The sequence below is a fragment of the Rhizobium sp. Leaf384 genome (assembly GCF_001424065.1).
Taxonomy (GTDB): domain Bacteria; phylum Pseudomonadota; class Alphaproteobacteria; order Rhizobiales; family Rhizobiaceae; genus Ferranicluibacter.
Window position 1 is genome coordinate 191,631 of record NZ_LMQE01000005.1, and the last position, 17,401, is coordinate 209,031.

Sequence of the window (17,401 nt, forward strand, 5' to 3'; positions counted from 1 at the left end):
AATGCCTCCCATTGCGTCTCGTTGCGGCCATCGCCGCAAACCTTGTCGGCCTATTTCACGGCGCCTGCCGTGAGGCCCTTCACGATGTAACGCTCCAGGAAGATTCCGACCAGCACCAAAGGCATGATCGCCGCGGTCGCAATCGCCGCCATCGACCACCAGTTGATTCCCTGCGATCCCGTCTGGCTTGCCACCATGACCGGAAGCGTCTTTGCGTTGGAACTCGTCAGCAGCGCCGCGAAGAAATATTCGTTCCAGCACAGGATGACGGAAAGAATGAAAGCGGCCACCATGCCGGGAAGCGCGATCGGAAGGACGATGCGCAGGAACGCGCCCCAGATCGAGCATCCGTCGACGAGAGCGGCCTGCTCGAGTTCGAGCGGGATCGTGTCGAACTGGTCGCGCATGATCCAGATGACGATGGGCAGCACCATCAGCGTGTAGACGAGGATGAGACCGATCAGCGTATCGAGCAGCATCAGATGCTTGTAGAGAACCAGAAACGGCATGGCGAGAACGACGGGCGGCAGGATGAGCTGCGACAGAAAGAAGAACGAGATGTCCTTGTTGCGCATCCAGAGAAACTTGTACGAGAAGCGGCTGAGGCCGTAAGCGGCAAGCGAACCGATGATGACGGCCAGAAACGATGCGCCGGCCGAAGCAACGATGCTGTTGAGGAAGCGGCGAACGAACTCGTCTCGCACCGTCGAGGGGGCCGAGATCGTATCCGGTGAGAGACCGAGCGAGCGCCACCCCTTCCAGTCCGGCGTGAAGTCGACGAAGGGAATAAGATGCCCTTGCGTCACGTTGACGGCCGTCTTGAACGAGGTCGTGATCGTCCAATAGATCGGGAAGAGCGAGATGAACGCCCACAGGATCAGCGCGGCATAGATGAGAAGACTCCACGTCATGAACCGCGGGCGACGCGACCAGAGACCTGTGCGGTCTTCGTCACCTGCGGAAGCGTAAGGGGTACTTGCCATGACGGGCCTCAGTTTGAACGCTGCATCCATCGGCTCGCCCCTTTGAGGATGAGCGCGACGAAGATGATGATGACGACGAGATAGAATTCCGCGAGCATCGTGCCGTAGCCGACATTCGAGCGATCCCGATATTCGCGGAAGATGAAGCTGGAAACGGTGTCCGTCGCGCCGCCGGGTCCGCCGGCCGTGACGTTGATGACGATGTCGGCGAGCTTGAGCTGGAAGATGATCCGCAGAATGACCACGGTCATGCTGACCGGCAGCATCAGCGGGAATGTAATTTCCTTGAAGCTCTGCCAGCCCGAAGCGCCATCCACCTTGGCCGCTTCCTTCACCTCGGCCGGCAGTGCCTGAAGGCCGGCGAGCAGCAGGATCATCATGAAGGGAATCGATACCCAGGCGTCCATCGCCATGATGGAGGTCCGCGCCAGCCAGGGTGTCGAGAAGAAGGCCGGGTTATCCCAGCCGAGATGCCGGGCAAGCGTCGCTGCCGGGCCGAAACGGTATTCCATCAGCGACTTGCCGATCATCCAGCTGACCGCCACGGGGCTGAGCATCAGCGGCAGAAGGAAGGCGACCCGGAAGAACTTGCGGGCGCGGATCTCCGCGTTGAGGAGCAGCGCGAGCCCGAACGCGATCGCATACTGCACCAGCACGGCCGCGACGTAGTAGACCATGTTGAGGAGCGCGTTCCAGAAGTAGACGTCGGCGAACAGGGTCCGAAGATTGTCGAGCCCATTGAACCTGCGTCCGGCGGCAGCGCTGAGGTTCCAGTCGGTAAAGGCGATATAGAGGCCGAAAACGGTCGGGAAGACGACCATCGCGACAGTGAAAAGGACGGCCGGAAGCACGAAGGCAGCCCGTTGGCCATCTTCCCCCCGGATCAGGATCTGTGCGGTGCAGAGCGCCGCTGCCCAGATGATGTAGGCGAACAGGAGCGGCCGCCAGCTGACCAGCCCGATCGCGGTCACTCCGGTCGCGTCGAGAACCTGCAGGAGAAGCACGGCAAACAGGAAGATCGTCGCCGCCGCGAACAGCCGACGACCGCGCCGTGCGGAGATCAGCTGGAGTTCGGCCCGTTCGGGACGGGCGGACAATGGCTGGCGACCGGCAGGCATGGCTGTATGGGACATCGGCAAACCCTTGGGGCGCACGCGGGCGCAGTGCGTCATGCACGAATGAGAATGCCGGGCGACGCAGGCGCGCCGCCCGGCTTGGTCCGTCAAGCTCCGAGCGAAGCCTTGTAAAGGGCAATCTGCTTTTCGCGGCCGAGCTGGTCAGTGATCTTTTCCCAGGCGCTGGCGATCGCGTCTGCGCCTGCCTGTGCCGTCGCCTGCCCGGCGAAGACCTTGGCGAGTTCGTCCTCGGCCACGCTGTAATACTGGAAGATGCCGGGAATGCGCGGTTCGATCGCGGCGTTCGGGTGGTTGTAGGAATTCGACTGCGACGCGAGGTAGCTCGTGATGAACGCCTCGTCGTACCCCGCCGATACCCATTCCTTGATGTTGAACTGGCTCTTCCGGTAGCACTGGAAGCCGGAGGGATAGGCTGCCGTCCAGAGAGCCAGGTCCTTTCCGCCAAGATGCGCGGCTGCGCTCCAGGCGGCTTTCTTCTTCTTCTCGTCGCTGTCGACGCGGGCCATGACATAGACGCCCCAGCCGAGATAGGCCATGTTCGGCGCGTGGTTCGGACCGCTGGGCAGCTTGTCCCACTGGCCGGTCTTCGCGTTGTACACGTCATCCGAGCCCGGAAGAATGTCGAAGCCGATCGTGTCGCCGACAACCGAGCTGTCGCTCGTGCGCGCGCTGGCGCCGACATCGCCCCACCAGGAGATCATGGAACCCGTGCCGGCCAGGAACTGCTGGAATGCCGTCGTGCCCGGATCGGCATTGAGCTGGTCGCCCGCCTCCGACGGAAGCGCGTCGATGACGTCCTGGATCGCGCGAACCCAGGCCGGGTTGTTGATGCGCGGCTTCATCGTATCAACGTCGAACAGCCAGGCCTTGTCGTCCGGATGCTTGGCATAGGCCGTTGCGCGGCTGCCGAGGAAGTAGAAGCCGAAGCCGCCCCATGCCTTGGGCGCATCGAGATAGCCGACGGCTTCCATGCCGCCCACGGTCTTGCCCTTGAGGAACTTGGTGACCTCCTGAACCTTCTGCCAGGTTTTCGGTACGCCCCACTCGCCCTCGTGGCCCTCGTCCTTCCACGCCTTGGCAAGGTCCGCATCGCTGAAATAGTCGGTGCGGTAGTTGAAGTTGTGGCAGTCGCCATCCACCGAAATGCGGTAGGTCTTGCCGTCCCAGGTGCCCACCGGCGCCTTGAGGTAGTCGACATAGTCGTCCATGTCGATCTGGGCCTTGACCCAATCCGGCATTTCGGACGCAAGGCCCTTGCCGCAGACGTCGCCCTCGAACGGTGCGCCCATTTCCAGAAGATCGAAATCGACGGTGCCCGTCGCGATCGCCTGCTGCAGGCGCGGGTTGTAGTCGGCCTGTGCGAGGTCGATCCAGGTGATCTTCGCGCCAGTGTAATCTTCCCAGGGCTTCAGAAAGCCGCGGAAGAGCACGTTGTGAAGGTTCTGGTTGTTGAGCCCCATGAAGGACAGCTCGACGCCCGCGAACTCGCCCTGCTTCACGCTCTTCTTGGTCGCCTCAAGGCACATCTCGCCGACCTTCTGCCAGTCGGCATCCGTCGGCGAGCCCTTGCCGACGCCTGGGATCTGCAGCAACTGGCTGCGGAACGCGGTGTCCTGCGCAAAAGCCTCGCCGAAGCCGCCGAGCCCATCGAGCATGGTGCTGGCGGCGGCGACGGCGCCGAGGCTCGCCCCCGTCTTGAGAATGGCGCGTCGGCTCAGGCCGATCGCCATCATGCGTTCGAAGTCACTGACTTTCATGATGGTCTCCTCCCATGTGAACAATCCGCCACGTTTCGTGGCACGCCGGCGCACCCGCCCAGGAGCGCCGGTCTATCGCAATCAGCCGAGCCGCAGGCCGGATGCACCGTCGAAAAGGTGCACCAGTGCGGGGTTCGGGGTCATGGCGATGACCTGATCGGTGTTTCCTTCCACCCGGTCACGGAACACGCCGATGATCTTCTGCTGCCCGAGACGGGCAAAAACCTGCGTTTCCGAACCCGTGGACTCGATCACCGAAATCCTCGTCTCCACCGGTCCGCCGAGCGTAAAGTGCTCGGGCCGAATTCCGTAGTAAGCCGGCTGCCCGTCGGAACCTGCCGGAATCGCGTTCAGCGGCAGGACGATCCCTTCGTCCGTCTCGAAGCTTGGTGTCGCGCCGGCACGGATGCGGCCCTTGATGAGGTTCATGGAGGGCGAGCCGAGGAAGCCGGCCACAAAGATGTTCGCCGGCCGGTCGTAGAGTTCCAGCGGCGAGCCGATCTGCTCGACGCGCCCGTCCCGCAGCACCACGATGCGATCCGCCATCGTCATGGCTTCCACCTGGTCGTGCGTGACGTAGATCATCGTCGTGGCCAGGCGTCGCTGCAGTTCCTTGATCTCGGCCCGCATCTGCACACGCAGCTTGGCGTCGAGGTTGGACAGCGGTTCATCGAACAGGAAGACCTTGGGATCGCGCACGATCGCCCGTCCCATTGCGACCCGCTGGCGCTGACCGCCGGAAAGCTGGCGTGGGTAGCGGGCAAGGTAGGGAACGAGATCGAGGATCTCGGCAGCCTTGCGGACGCGCGTCTCGATTGTCGCCTTGTCGTCTCCGCGCATCTTCAGGGCAAAGCCCATGTTGTCCGCCACGGTCTTGTGCGGGTAGAGCGCGTAGCTCTGGAACACCATGGCGATATCGCGATCCTTCGGCGGAAGGTCGTTGACGACCTTTCCATCGATGCGGATGTCGCCCGAGGAAATCGGCTCGAGGCCAGCCACCATGCGCAGCAACGTGGACTTTCCGCAGCCGGAAGGTCCGACCAGCACCACGAACTCGCCGTCCGGGATCTCCACCGACACGCCATGGATCACGGCGAGGCTGCCATAGACCTTGCCGACATTTTCAATGTTCATCGACGCCAAAGGGGGGCCTCCTACCCACTTTCGCTGTGCACTCCCTCACAGCCCGACGCCAGCAGCGCCGTTCATCGGTAACTTCACACACAATAATATTCTTGTAAATTGGTATTCGTGGGCTGTGCTCCGATTTGTTGCAATGTGCATTTCATCGTCCCGGCTAGCCGCGCAGACGCAGAGATAACGTCTATTCCGACGCCATTTCAAACAAAGAGACTTGGCGACATCACAAAATGTAGTAGCCTTGTGAAGTAAGGCGAGGGAGAAGAGCGCATGCTCAAGGGAATCGATCCGGTGATCCACGCGGATCTCATGCACGCAATGATGCAGATGGGCCATGGCGACGACCTCGTCCTGTGCGACATCAATCATCCCGCCGCAACCATTGCGGCCCAGACGACCTATGGCCGCCTTCTGGACGTGTCGGGTTGCGGACTGACGGCGGCGGCGCGCGCGATCCTCACCCTGTTCCCGCTCGATACCTTCATCGAGCGTCCGGTGAGCCGCATGCAGGTCGTTGGGCGTCCCGAGGCGCGCGTCCCGATCTTCGATGCCATGCAGGAGGTGGTGGATGAATCTCAGGGCCGACCCATCCCCATGGAGGCGCTGGAGCGCTTCGCCTTCTACGAGGCCGCCAAGCGATCCTTCGTCATCGTGCGGACATCCGATCCCGGGCCCTATGGCTGCTTCATCTTCAAAAAGGGCGTGATCTGACACGACGATTGCCCCGACGGCAGGCGCGCGTCCGTGGAGGACTGTTCAAGCTTTTCCCCGGCTGATATGTTCGTTATTTGTTCCGAATGCCCCGGCGTGCCGATTCTGCGCCGGGTCTCGGAGCGGACGGAACGGGGAAGACGGCATGGTGGCGGCAGCCTATCTGGATGCGTTGAACGAGCGGCAGCGCCAGGCCGTCGAGCACGGGATCGTTTCCGGCGTAACCTCGTCTGAGACGGTCGCGGGCCCGCTCCTGATCATCGCCGGCGCGGGGTCCGGAAAGACCAACACGCTTGCACATCGCGTCGCCCATCTCATCGTCCACGGCGCCGATCCGAGACGCATTCTTCTCCTGACGTTTTCGCGCCGCGCTGCGTCTGAGATGGCAAGGCGAGTCGAACGCATCTGCCGAAAGGTGCTTGGAGCCAATGCCGGCGTGCTCACGGACGCGCTTGCCTGGTCCGGCACCTTCCATAGCATCGGTGCGCGCCTGCTGCGGATCTATGCGGAGCAGATCGGCCTCGACATCGACTTCACCATTCACGATCGCGAAGACAGCGCCGACCTGATGAACCTCGTGCGCCACGAACTCGGCTTCTCCAAGATGGAAAGCCGGTTCCCGACAAAGGGCACCTGTCTCTCGATCTATTCTCGGGTCGTGAATTCGCAGACGCCGCTCGCGGAGGTGCTGCGCCTGCATTTTCCGTGGGTCGCAGGATGGGAGGCGCAGCTGAAGAGCCTGTTTGCCGCTTACGTCGCCGCGAAACAGGCCCAGAACGTGCTCGATTACGACGATCTGCTGCTGTACTGGGCGCAGATGGTGTCGGACCCCGATCTGGCGCAGGATATCGGAGAGCGGTTCGACCATGTCATGGTCGACGAGTACCAGGATACGAACCGCCTGCAGGCCTCGGTGCTGATGGCGCTCAAACCCGGCGGGCGCGGTCTGACCGTGGTTGGCGACGACGCCCAGTCCATCTATGCGTTCCGGGCAGCGACCGTGCGCAACATTCTCGATTTTCCCGGCTCCTTCAGCCCGGCGGCCGACGTGATCACGCTCGACCGCAATTATCGTTCGACGCAGACCATTCTCGCCGCGGCCAACGGCGTCATCGACCTTGCACGTGAGCGCTTCACCAAGAACCTGTGGACGGAGCGCCACTCGGCCGAGCGGCCCAGGTTGGTGACCGTCAAGGACGAGACCGACCAGGCCGGTTTCATCGTGGAGCAGATCCTTGCCAATCGTGAGACGGGGATGACGCTGAAGCAGCAGGCGGTGCTTTTTCGCTCGTCGCATCACAGCGGACCTCTGGAGGTGGAACTGACGCGGCGCAACATCCCCTTCGTGAAATTCGGGGGGCTCAAGTTTCTCGACAGCGCGCATGTGAAGGACATGCTGGCCGTCCTCCGGTTTGCACAGAACCCGCGCGACCGGGTTGCCGGCTTTCGCCTGCTGCAACTGCTGCCGGGCGTGGGGCCGCAGACGGCGGGCAGGATCCTCGACGTCATCGCGACGGATCCCGAACCGCTTGCGGCGATGGCCGAAATTCCTGCGCCGCCGCGCACGGGAGCCGATTGGAGCCCCTTTCTCGCCATGCTGGAGAGCCTGCGGAAGGCAGGACAGGGTTGGCCGGCCGATCTCGGGCTCGCGCGGCTGTGGTACGAGCCGCATCTCGATCGCCTTCACGAGGATGCCGAGACTCGCAAGGCCGACCTTCTGCAACTCGAACAGATCGCCGGAGGCTATGCTTCGCGGGAGCGGTTCCTGACCGAGCTGACGCTCGATCCGCCCGATGCCACCAGCGACCAGGCGGGGGTGCCGTTGCTGGACGAGGATTATCTTATCCTGTCGACGATCCACTCGGCGAAGGGACAGGAGTGGCGCTCGGTCTTCATGCTGAACGTGGTCGACGGCTGCATCCCGTCCGATCTGGGAACCGGAACCACGCAGGAAATCGAGGAAGAGCGCCGTCTTCTTTACGTCGGAATGACGCGCGCGAAGGACAGCCTTTCGCTGATCACGCCACAGCGCTTCTTTACGCACGGGCAGAATCCGCAGGGCGATCGCCATGTCTATGCGGGTCGCACCCGCTTCATTCCCGCGACCCTTCTACAGTTCTTCGAAAGCACGACCTGGCCTTTGGTCTCGCCATTGGCGTCCGAGCGCAGTGCGCGGGAAATCCGCATCGACGTTGCGGCCCGAATGCGCGGCATGTGGACCTGAGCCCGTGCAGCCGGGCGCTCGGGAGACGGAAGACAGAGAGGCGGCGCGCGCAGCGGCCGAACTCGCCGAGGCGTTGGCAGCTTTCGCGCCGGGCGCGGCGTCTGAACCCGACCCGTTGCCACCGCCGCGTGCGACCTCCGACGATGCGCCGGTCCGCAAGATCATTCACGTCGACATGGATGCTTTCTATGCCTCGGTCGAGCAGCGGGACAATCCCGAGCTGCGCGGCAAGCCTGTGGCCGTCGGCGGGTCGGCCGCGCGCGGCGTGGTTGCGGCCGCGAGCTACGAGGCGCGCGTTTTCGGCGTGCATTCGGCCATGGCCTCCGTGACCGCCAAACGCAAATGTCCTGATCTGATCTTCGTCAAGCCACGCTTCGAGGTCTACCGATCGGTGTCCCACCAGATCCGGGAGATCTTTGCGGATTACACGCCGCTGATCGAGCCGCTGTCGCTGGACGAGGCCTATCTCGACGTGACGGAAAATCTGAAGGGCATGGAGATTGCCACGGAGATCGCCGCGGAAATTCGGGCCCGGATCTTTGCCGTGACGGGCCTCACCGCTTCGGCCGGCATCAGCTACAACAAGTTTCTCGCCAAGATGGCCTCCGACCAGCGAAAGCCGAACGGGCAGTTCGTCATTACGCCCAAAAATGGTCCGGCCTTCGTAGAGGCCCTGCCCGTCAAGAAGTTCCATGGCGTCGGCCCCGCGACGGCCGAGCGCATGAAGAAGCACGGCATCGAGACAGGGCTGGACCTCAAGATGAAGCCGCTCGCCTATCTCCAGCAGCATTTCGGTAAATCAGGCGGATATTTCCACGGCATTGCCCGGGGAATCGACGAGCGGCGCGTTCGTCCGGACCGGATCCGCAAATCGGTCGGTGCGGAAGACACATTTGGCGAGGATATCTCGGACCTAAGGCTCGCCGAGGCCGAACTACGGCCTCTCGCCGAGAAAGTCTGGCGGTATTGCGAGGCGCACGCCATCACCGGCAAGACCGTGACGGTGAAGATCAAATATGCGGACTTTACGCAGGCAACGCGTGCGCGAACGCTTCCCGTTGCCTTCAGCCGGATCGAGGATCTTCTTGAGGTGGCCGATCAGCTCCTGGCGACGGTGCATCCGTTCCGTCGTCCGGTGCGCCTTCTCGGCGTTACCTTGTCGTCGCTCAACACCGCAGGGTCAGGCTCCGATGCACAGGGCGCGCCGCAACTCGATCTCGGGCTCTGACCCGACCGGTATAGCCTGTCGGCCGACAGGCAAACGCCAGCATGCAAACTTGAAAGCCCCCAAACGAAAAAGCCTGCCGCGGGAGGAGGTGCGGCAGGCTTTCCGATAAGAACCGAACGGCGGCTGGGAGGAGGATGCCGCCATTCCGACGAACGATCCTGGGAGGAGGAGTGGACCGTTCGTAACACGAAGCAAGGCGGGAGGAGGTGCGTTGCTTCGTTGACCCAAGGTATACGCTTCCGCGCTTGCTCTTACGAGAAGCAATGTTGCAGTGCAGCTATGCAGAAAACGAGGGTCAACTTCTGTCGATGCCATCGGCAGGCGACGGCCGCACGCAGTCAGGACCGGTTCCCTCGCGCGACGCCCTTGTCCTGAATGTCAGCCTATGGTTGGATTCGAGGCTTGTAACGTTGAGGAGATGTCATGGTGCTGCCTCTCGCGCCGCTGGTCGCCAGCGCCCTGCCCGCTTTTTCCATCACGCTGGTGTCGGCATGAGAGCGTTCGATGCCATCATCATCGGCGCGGGCCAGGCCGGCCCCTCGCTTGCCGCCCGCCTGTCGGCTGCCGGGCGCTCCGTCGCGATCATCGAGCGCAAGCATGTCGGAGGAACCTGCGTCAACACGGGCTGCAAGCCGACCAAGGCCCTCGTCGCAAGTGCCCATGCGGCGCACATCGTGCGGCGCGCCTCGGATTTCGGCGTGATCATCGATGCAGATGTCCGGATCGACATGGCCGCCGTCGTTCGCCGGTCGCACCAGATCACCCTCGACAGCCGTCGCAGCAACGAGGTTTGGCTTGCGGGGCTCGAAACCTGCACGCTCATTCGCGGCCATGCGTGCTTCGAAGACGCGAACACCGTACGGGTTGGCGACGAACGTCTGACGGCGCCGCAAATCTTCATCAATGTCGGCGGCAGGGCCACCGTTCCTGATTTTCCGGGTATCCGCGATGTCCCCTTCATGACCAACAGCGACATCGTCATGCTGGACCGCCTGCCACAACACCTCATCGTCGTCGGCGGCAGCTATATCGGACTGGAGTTTGCGCAGATGTACCGCCGCTTCGGGGCGAAGGTGACCGTCGTCGAGAAGGGACCGCGCCTGGTGGCGCGGGAGGATAAGGACATCTCCGAAGCGATCCGGGCGATCCTCGAGGCCGAAGGCATCGACGTGCGGACGTCGTCCGAGTGCATCCGCTTTGCCCGTGAGGGAGAGGATCTCGTCGTCGGCGTCAACGGCTTGGAGGGCGAGCCCGCTCTTCGCGGCTCCGACATTCTGCTCGCCACAGGGCGGACACCCAATACCGATGATCTTGGCCTTGAACGTGCCGGGGTCGCAGTCGACGGTCGCGGCTACATTCAGGTCGACGACGCGCTTGCGACCAGCGTTCCGGGTATCTGGGCGATGGGCGACTGCAACGGGCGCGGCGCGTTTACCCACACCGCCTACAACGACTACGAGATCATTGCCGCGAACCTGCTGGACGGAGAGACCCGCAAAGTGTCCGACCGCCTCCCCGGCTATGCGCTCTACATCGATCCGCCGCTTGGTCGTGTCGGGATGAGCGAGCGGGAGGCGCGGGCCTCGGGTCGGCCGATCCTCGTCGGCCAATTGCCGATGACACGCGTCGGTAGGGCCGTGGAGAAGGGCGAGACGCAAGGGCTGATGAAAATCGTCGCCGATGCCGAGACGCGGCAGATCCTGGGTGCCGCCATCTTGGGCACGGGTGGCGACGAGGCCATCCACGGCGTGCTCGACATGATGAACGTCGGCGCACGCTACGACGATCTCCGCTGGGCCGTGCCGGTTCACCCGACCGTTTCGGAATTCTGGCCGACGCTCGTTCTCGGGATGAAACCGGTGCAGGGCCCCTGACGAGAGAAGGCCCTCGACGGTTGTCGAGAGCCTCGTTTCTCTGGTTCTGACACCGTCGAGGCATCAGAATTGCCGCGGGGTTAGAATTGTCGCGGGATCAGAATTCTTCCCAATTGTCCGCTGTCGCCGAGGGCGCGGCACGCGCGGAACCGCCGGAAAAGGCGCGCGCAAGCGTGTTCGCCATCTTGCGCGCCGGAGATGCGACGGGGATGGCACGGGTTGCCGAGGCGAGCGCCGGCCGGGTTGCGCCCTTGGCGCGCAAGGCCGGCTGAGACGCAACGACCGGCTCCGGGGCATAGGCTGCCGAGGAGGCGCCGCCAAACTGGAAGCGGGCGACCAGATCCTTCAGGCGCGTCGCCTCTGTGGCCAGCGTCGCGCCGGCCGCGTTGGCTTCTTCCACCATGGCGGCGTTCTGCTGCGTCACCTGGTCCATCTGGTTGACGGCCGTGTTGACCTCGGCAAGGCCGACAGACTGTTCGCGGGCGGATGTCGCGATCGCGTCCATGTGCTGGTTGATCGTGACGATGTACGCCTCGATGGTCTTCAGCGCCTCACCCGTTTCGCTGACAAGCTTGACGCCGCTCTGAACCTCGCCGGAGGAGTTCCGGATCAGGTCCTTGATCTCCTTGGCGGCCTTCGCAGACCGCTGTGCGAGTTCGCGCACTTCCTGCGCCACGACCGCAAAGCCCTTGCCGGCCTCACCCGCGCGGGCAGCTTCGACGCCTGCATTGAGGGCGAGAAGGTTCGTCTGGAAGGCAATTTCGTCGATGACGCCGATGATCGAGGAAATCTGGTTGGAGGACTGTTCGATCTTGCTCATCGCATCGACGGCGCTCGTCACGACCGCGCCGGACCGGCGTGCATTGTCGTTCGCCTGAACGGCGACCGTCCGGGCTTCCTCTGCGCGCTTCGACGAGTTCGCCACATTAGCAGTGATCTCGTCCAGGGCGGCCGCGGTTTCCTCAAGCGATGCGGCCTGCTGCTCGGTCCGGCGGGACAGATCGTCGGCGCTCTGGCTGATTTCGCGCGAGCCGCTGTCGATCGAGCCGGTCGCATCGGCAACGGCACTTAGCGTGCTGCGAAGCTGCTCCACAGCCCGGTTGAAGTCGGTGCGCAGGGTTTCGAAGTCATCGGCAAAGCGCTCGGTCAGCTGGAAGCTCAGATCGCCGGAAGCAAGATGCGCCAGGCCCTGTGCGAGGCCGCTCGTGGCCTGCGCCATCGCTTCGGCCTGCGCATGTTCGCGTTCGGACTGACGTCGCCGCTCGGCTTCGCTGAGCGAACGCTGCTCGTTTGCCGCGGTTTCCAGCTGTCGCGCCTTCAGGCCGTTTTCCTTGAAAACCTCGACGGCGCGTGCCATGCCGCCGACTTCGTCGCGACGTTCCGTTCCGGTGACATCCGTCTCGAGATTGCCGGTTGCCAGACGCTGCATGGCGCTGTCCAGAGCGTCGATCGGCCGGACAAGCCATGACCGAATGGCGAAGAAGGCGGCAAGGATGACGATGAGGGCCCCGAGGACGACGAGGGCAAAGGTGATCCAGTAGGTGCGGATCGACTCGTCCGTCAGGTGGTCATTGACCGTGCTCGCGACGGCCAGCAGCTCGGCGGTTTCCTGCGCCAGTGCCTGGCTCATCACCGGGAAATTCATCTCGCATTCGCGCAGGAACGCGCCCTGTGCGCTCAGTCGGTCCTGCGATCCCTTGGCTGCCGCAGCGCGGCCGAAGGCATTGCCGCAGGCTTCGGTCAGGATGGATAGCCCCTTGGCCTTCAGATCCGAGATTGCCGCATTGTCGGGCGTTGCAGCCAGCGCCGCATCCATTTCCGCAGCAAATTCCGTCTTGGCGGCCTCAAGCTCGGTGGATGCCGAGGCCTTGGCGGCTTCGGAATTGACGATCATCAAGGTGCCAGCCGCAGCACGTGCATTCTGAAAGGCGCGGTTGGCCAGCGCCAGTTCCGTTGCCGCTTTCGCTTCCTTGCTCAAAAGTGCGGTATAGGCGGCGTCGGTCTTCATGATCCGGTCGCCGGAGTAGAACGCGACACCGAGGGAGAAGAGCGCAAAAACGCCCATCAGGCTCAGGAATTTCCCAATGATCGGAATGTGTTTCACAGATTGCCTCAAGCCGTACATGTCAAAGATTGCGATGCAACATAGGCATTGAGATTTAAGTGATGGTTTACATCATAGGCAGCGCAAGCGAATGCTGACGCATTTTACGGTTCATTCCGGGCCGATGGTCGGTGCGACGCCCGGGCCTTGGGCGCGCCTCCCTGCTCAGGCCTCTTGCTTACGCCGCCACCGACTTCGCCGCATCGCTTTGCTCACGCCGTGCCGCATAGCGCTGCGCGATGACGGCGCAGGCCATCAGCTGGATCTGGTGGAACAGCATCAGCGGCAGCACGATGGCGCCGACGGATGACGAGGCGTTGCCGAAGATCGCATTCGCCATCGGGACGCCGCTTGCCAGCGACTTCTTCGATCCACAGAAGGTGATGGTTATCTCGTCGTCCTTGGAAAAACCGAGAAGGCGACTTCCGAACATGGTGATGCAGATCACGGTGGCGAGAAGCAGCATGTCAACCACGATGACGGTGGCGATGTCGCCGAGCGAGAACGTGTGCCAAAGCCCTTCCATGACGGCCTCGGAGAAGGCGAGGTAGACCACCATCAGGATCGAGCCGCGGTCGACCGGCATCAGCAGCTTCTTGCGCGAGCGGATCCAGTTGCCGATCCAGGGCTGGAGGATCTGCCCGATGACGAAGGGCAGCATGAGTTGGAGGAGGATGCTCTGCAGCGCGCTCCAGGAAAATCCGCCATTGCCCGTCGTGGAAAGAACAAGGCCCGTCAGAAGCGGTGTCAGGAACATGCCGAAGATGTTGGAGCCGGATGCTGCAACGATGGCGGCGGGCACGTTGCCGCCCGCCATGGACGTGAACGCGATCGAGGACTGGACGGTCGACGGCAGAACACAGAGAAAAAGAATGCCGGTGTAGAGCGGGGCCGCGAGGATCGATGTGGGTATGAAGCCGATGGCGAGACCCAGAAGCGGGAAGATGCCGAAGGTCATCAGGAGGATCGTCAGATGCAGGCGCCAATGCAGCGCGCCGGCAACCACCGTGTCCCGGGACAGGCGTGCGCCATGCAGGAAGAACAGGAGCCCGATCGCGATGTCCGTCGCGACATTGAACGCCTCGGCATAGCGCCCGTGGATCGGCAGAAGCGAGGCGAGAATAACGGTGCAGACCAGGAGCACAGTGAACGTATCGGGGAGATAGCGGCGCATGAATGCAGTTCCTTACGGACAGCGACGCGAGGCCCTGCCTTGGACAAGAACCGCGTCATCGCTTATCATAAAACTGAATGCAAACACTAACAGTCATCGCAAAGCGTGATAGCCATGCTCAACCTCACCCATCTCGCCTGCTCCTTGCCGAATGATGTGCGTCCAGACCCCTTGATTCGCGTTACCGAGCCCCTTGATCCGCGTCTACCGCTATAAGGCAACTGTTGCGTCATCATCCACTATCATGAAGAAATACTAAAACAGTGAGTGCCTACTTCTCGTAGCTTCGGATGAAACGCCGCGCCGCGACGACTTGAACTTTCGTTAGCCCATTCGTCGGTTGAAGGATTGTGAGACTGGTCATCCGAGAGATCAGTCTGGAGTCGCATCTTCTCGAAAGTAAATTCGTTGCCACGCTCAGGCTGTTGAGGCTTGCCTGATGCTCAGGCGGGCCTGCGTCGAGTGCACCTACGCGGATGCTGGCTCCAAAATTCAGAAACTCGGTGCCTGATCGACCCGATGATCTTACTGCCCCCGATGCACCAAAGCTCTCGACGGTGTGTCGATTGCGACACCGCGCTGGCGTGTCGCGCGGGAGAGGCAAAGGAAACGAGGGAAGTTTTGGAACGAGGAACCGGTAGCCTGCGTCTCGCACATTGGCACCGAACTTGCGTGCTCGCCGGCGGCGCAGCGCACTCGCTCAAGGCGCTGCCGAAGACCCAATCGGCCAAGGATTCGAACAGTGAGTGAGGTGGAGGTTTGCTGCGTAGAGCTTACGAACCGGGGCGAGTTATTCCCCTTTTAATTTAGAATTAATGCACGTTTATGCGCGCGTTTCCGCGTCAAGGCCGCAACCCAACGCTCGGGACAAGCTGTGGCAAATTCAAACTGCGCGCTTTCGAATGGACTTGCGGCATGACCTCAACAATCCAGTAGGCGCCGCTGCGGTCGAACCGACTTGGCTTGTACATCTAATCTGACGGTTCGGAGTCGCCAGCAGGTACCACCCCAGACCCAGCACCGGCGCTCCAAAAACGTTTTCCCGATGAAAGTTTTTTCCACATGCATTTCTTAAGTAGATGGAGCGCACATGTGCAACGACCACCATCTCCTCACACAGACGTCACGGTGGTCGGTCACTAGAGCAGGCCGGGACCCAACTTACAGATTTCGGGTCTTTGAATTCTTCTCGTTTACCAAACGCCGGTGATTTTACGTCATGGTCGCACCACCGCCCCCGGAGGCGGTGATGAATGTAAAGGAGACTAGAAATGACGTTTATCGGAACGACGTGCCTGGTTAGCGAAGCAAGCAAACCAAGACCCAATCCTCACGTGGTCGAATTCTTGGCGAACAACTCAATCGTTCTTCCCTTGGCGGTGGTCACCGAGATTGAACGCGGAATCCTAAGGGTTTCAATCAACGACCCGCAACGGTCGTGCAGGCTCCGTGATTGGCTAAGCTCTCAAAAAAAGACTTGGCCGCTTCTCCAAGGCCGCGACCATGAAGCCGCCAAAGTACTTGCAGAAATGCTCGAATGCAGGCCTCTTAGAAACACCTGGTTGCCGCAGCCCAAAGCGCGGTATCCGAAGCTGGCTCATCACGTCTTCGTTGCGGCGTCTGCGATTGCATATGACTTGCCGGTGGCGACGGTCGCCACTGAGAGCCTTTTAGCGATCGACGGCTTTTTTCCTCTCCCCGGCATTTACTGTGCCAAAAGCAGCAGCTGGACATCGGCAACGCCCGAACGCTGGATCAGTGACCAGCCGACGGGATACGCGATCCCATCGGCTGCTTAGTACGCGGTAGGTTAGTACGCGGTAGGTTAGTACGCGGTAGGTTAGTACGCGGCTTGCTAAGACCACTTGCGTGGCGCGGTCGGCAGACCTAGAACTCTGTCGATCGCGGGAAGTTCTCTTCCATGGCGCTACACTACCGCGAATTTATTAAAAAAGCACCGGCGGTCCGACGTTACCGGCGGTCCGACCTTGTAGCCGACGCTGAAGGGTGCCTCCCTTATGGCAGCCGCCCCATGGCGAAGCTACGAGGGCTTTCTCAAGATGTAGGCGCGATGCTGCAGCTAGCAGGCCTGCGCTCGGGTTCTCCTCAAAGATGGGCGCGGCAGAAACGAGGTACTCGAACCGACCGGGATGGTAGTCGATCACGTCGGCGACTGTTCCGATCAGCTTTTTGATGCCATCGGACACGGCACGTTCATGCCGTGTCACTCCGCGGCCTACATATCGGCGAAACCAACCGACCCCTTCACGTCCAGCCACCTTGCCGGCTCGGGCGGTCCAGTCCGTTCGGCACAATGTCCTACAACTACCCTACCTGGTCCGTTCTCGACTTCTGGAACGCGATGCAGTCCGAATACTCGCGGATGGAACACGAGGGACTATGGCACTCTCAAAGGATAGTAACCGACGATTTTCGGCTTAAGTTCTTTGGCCTGCATCCACATGGCTTCGAGGGCAGCATCACACTGCAAGCGCGATGCTGCCCCGGTTGCAGGCGGAAAAACGCCCTTCAGCGGCTTGGCGTTAAACGCTCCTGCCTGACACTCGTCTTTCGAGTTCGATCTTTGCCGCTTGCATCATGTCCATATCGTGCAGATTGCTGAGCGCCGAGAGCTCGATTATCATCGACCCGATCTCTTTACCAACTTTTAGGTTCTTATCCAAAGGCTGCTCAAGCTGCGTGAAGTCGGTCAGTTTTCCACCTATTGCCAGGTACAGCCGTACCGCGTTTTCCAGAAACTGCCGTTGACGTTCGACCGTATCGGTGAGGTGCGACACGCTTTCGGTAAGCTGGAGCATTTTTATCGCGCGGTTTTGGAATTCACCCATCTATGTCGTCCAGATCCAGTTGTCATAACGAAGCCGTTCCCGCCAATCTATGTACGCCGCACAGTCTAGAACTTCCAGTCTACAAGTGCATCGGTTCTTCGGTCCGCAAGAGACACACGTTCGGTAGCGAGCGCACCACCACAGTCCGCGTGACCGCGTCGGTAAACTGGAAAACTCCGATGGCATACGTCTGTCGCCTTCACAGGCAACGCAGCGTTTCA

At 61.7% G+C, this 17,401-nt stretch carries 12 protein-coding genes; 5 read left to right on the forward strand and 7 right to left on the reverse strand.

Annotated elements, in window-relative coordinates; all coding sequences use genetic code 11:
* Window positions 1-50: 50 nt before the first annotated feature.
* The 4 genes from ASG25_RS09370 to ugpC form a co-directional block, all read right to left on the reverse strand.
* Window positions 51-911 carry a carbohydrate ABC transporter permease gene (locus tag ASG25_RS09370; RefSeq protein WP_244479401.1) on the reverse strand — a complete coding sequence of 287 codons (861 nt, stop codon included), beginning with the start codon at window positions 909-911 and terminating at the stop codon, window positions 51-53.
* A gap of 80 nt (window positions 912-991) precedes the next feature.
* A complete protein-coding gene (locus ASG25_RS09375; protein ID WP_062472851.1) occupies window positions 992-2,116 on the reverse strand; it encodes a sugar ABC transporter permease in 1,125 nt (374 codons plus the stop codon).
* 89 nt (window positions 2,117-2,205) lie between these two features.
* Window positions 2,206-3,876, reverse strand: coding sequence for a hypothetical protein (locus ASG25_RS09380; protein WP_062472853.1), 1,671 nt, complete (start codon window positions 3,874-3,876; stop codon window positions 2,206-2,208).
* A gap of 81 nt (window positions 3,877-3,957) precedes the next feature.
* Window positions 3,958-5,019 (reverse strand): sn-glycerol-3-phosphate ABC transporter ATP-binding protein UgpC, encoded by a 1,062-nt coding sequence (gene ugpC / locus ASG25_RS09385; protein ID WP_062472855.1) that lies wholly within the window; start codon window positions 5,017-5,019, stop codon window positions 3,958-3,960.
* Between the two features lie 267 nt (window positions 5,020-5,286).
* Between ugpC and ASG25_RS09390 the strand changes: the two genes are divergently transcribed.
* The 4 genes from ASG25_RS09390 (at window position 5,287) to ASG25_RS09405 (ending at window position 11,053) form a co-directional block, all read left to right on the forward strand.
* Entirely contained in the window at window positions 5,287-5,727 is a 441-nt protein-coding gene (locus tag ASG25_RS09390; protein WP_062472857.1) for an RbsD/FucU domain-containing protein, read from the forward strand.
* A gap of 145 nt (window positions 5,728-5,872) precedes the next feature.
* Window positions 5,873-7,951 carry an ATP-dependent helicase gene (locus ASG25_RS09395; protein ID WP_200942773.1) on the forward strand — a complete coding sequence of 693 codons (2,079 nt, stop codon included), beginning with the start codon at window positions 5,873-5,875 and terminating at the stop codon, window positions 7,949-7,951.
* Between the two features lie 175 nt (window positions 7,952-8,126).
* Window positions 8,127-9,179, forward strand: a complete 1,053-nt coding sequence (gene dinB, locus ASG25_RS09400) for a DNA polymerase IV (protein WP_062474401.1) — start codon at window positions 8,127-8,129, stop codon at window positions 9,177-9,179.
* Between the two features lie 491 nt (window positions 9,180-9,670).
* Window positions 9,671-11,053 carry an FAD-containing oxidoreductase gene (locus ASG25_RS09405; protein ID WP_062472859.1) on the forward strand — a complete coding sequence of 461 codons (1,383 nt, stop codon included), beginning with the start codon at window positions 9,671-9,673 and terminating at the stop codon, window positions 11,051-11,053.
* Window positions 11,054-11,150: 97 nt separating this feature from the next.
* Here ASG25_RS09405 and ASG25_RS09410 read toward each other — a convergent pair whose 3' ends face one another.
* On the reverse strand, window positions 11,151-13,157 hold the full coding sequence (locus tag ASG25_RS09410) for a HAMP domain-containing methyl-accepting chemotaxis protein (RefSeq protein WP_062472862.1): 2,007 nt from the start codon (window positions 13,155-13,157) through the stop codon (window positions 11,151-11,153).
* Window positions 13,158-13,335: 178 nt separating this feature from the next.
* Window positions 13,336-14,331 carry a bile acid:sodium symporter family protein gene (locus tag ASG25_RS09415; RefSeq protein WP_062472864.1) on the reverse strand — a complete coding sequence of 332 codons (996 nt, stop codon included), beginning with the start codon at window positions 14,329-14,331 and terminating at the stop codon, window positions 13,336-13,338.
* Between the two features lie 1,271 nt (window positions 14,332-15,602).
* Between ASG25_RS09415 and ASG25_RS09420 the strand changes: the two genes are divergently transcribed.
* The gene (locus ASG25_RS09420; protein WP_062472867.1) at window positions 15,603-16,130 is read left to right on the forward strand and encodes a hypothetical protein; all 528 of its coding nucleotides are present in this window, start codon (window positions 15,603-15,605) and stop codon (window positions 16,128-16,130) included.
* 744 nt (window positions 16,131-16,874) lie between these two features.
* On the opposite strand, the gene ASG25_RS09425 is transcribed toward ASG25_RS09420, so the two are convergent.
* Window positions 16,875-17,180 carry a hypothetical protein gene (locus ASG25_RS09425; protein ID WP_062472869.1) on the reverse strand — a complete coding sequence of 102 codons (306 nt, stop codon included), beginning with the start codon at window positions 17,178-17,180 and terminating at the stop codon, window positions 16,875-16,877.
* Window positions 17,181-17,401 lie beyond the last annotated feature (221 nt).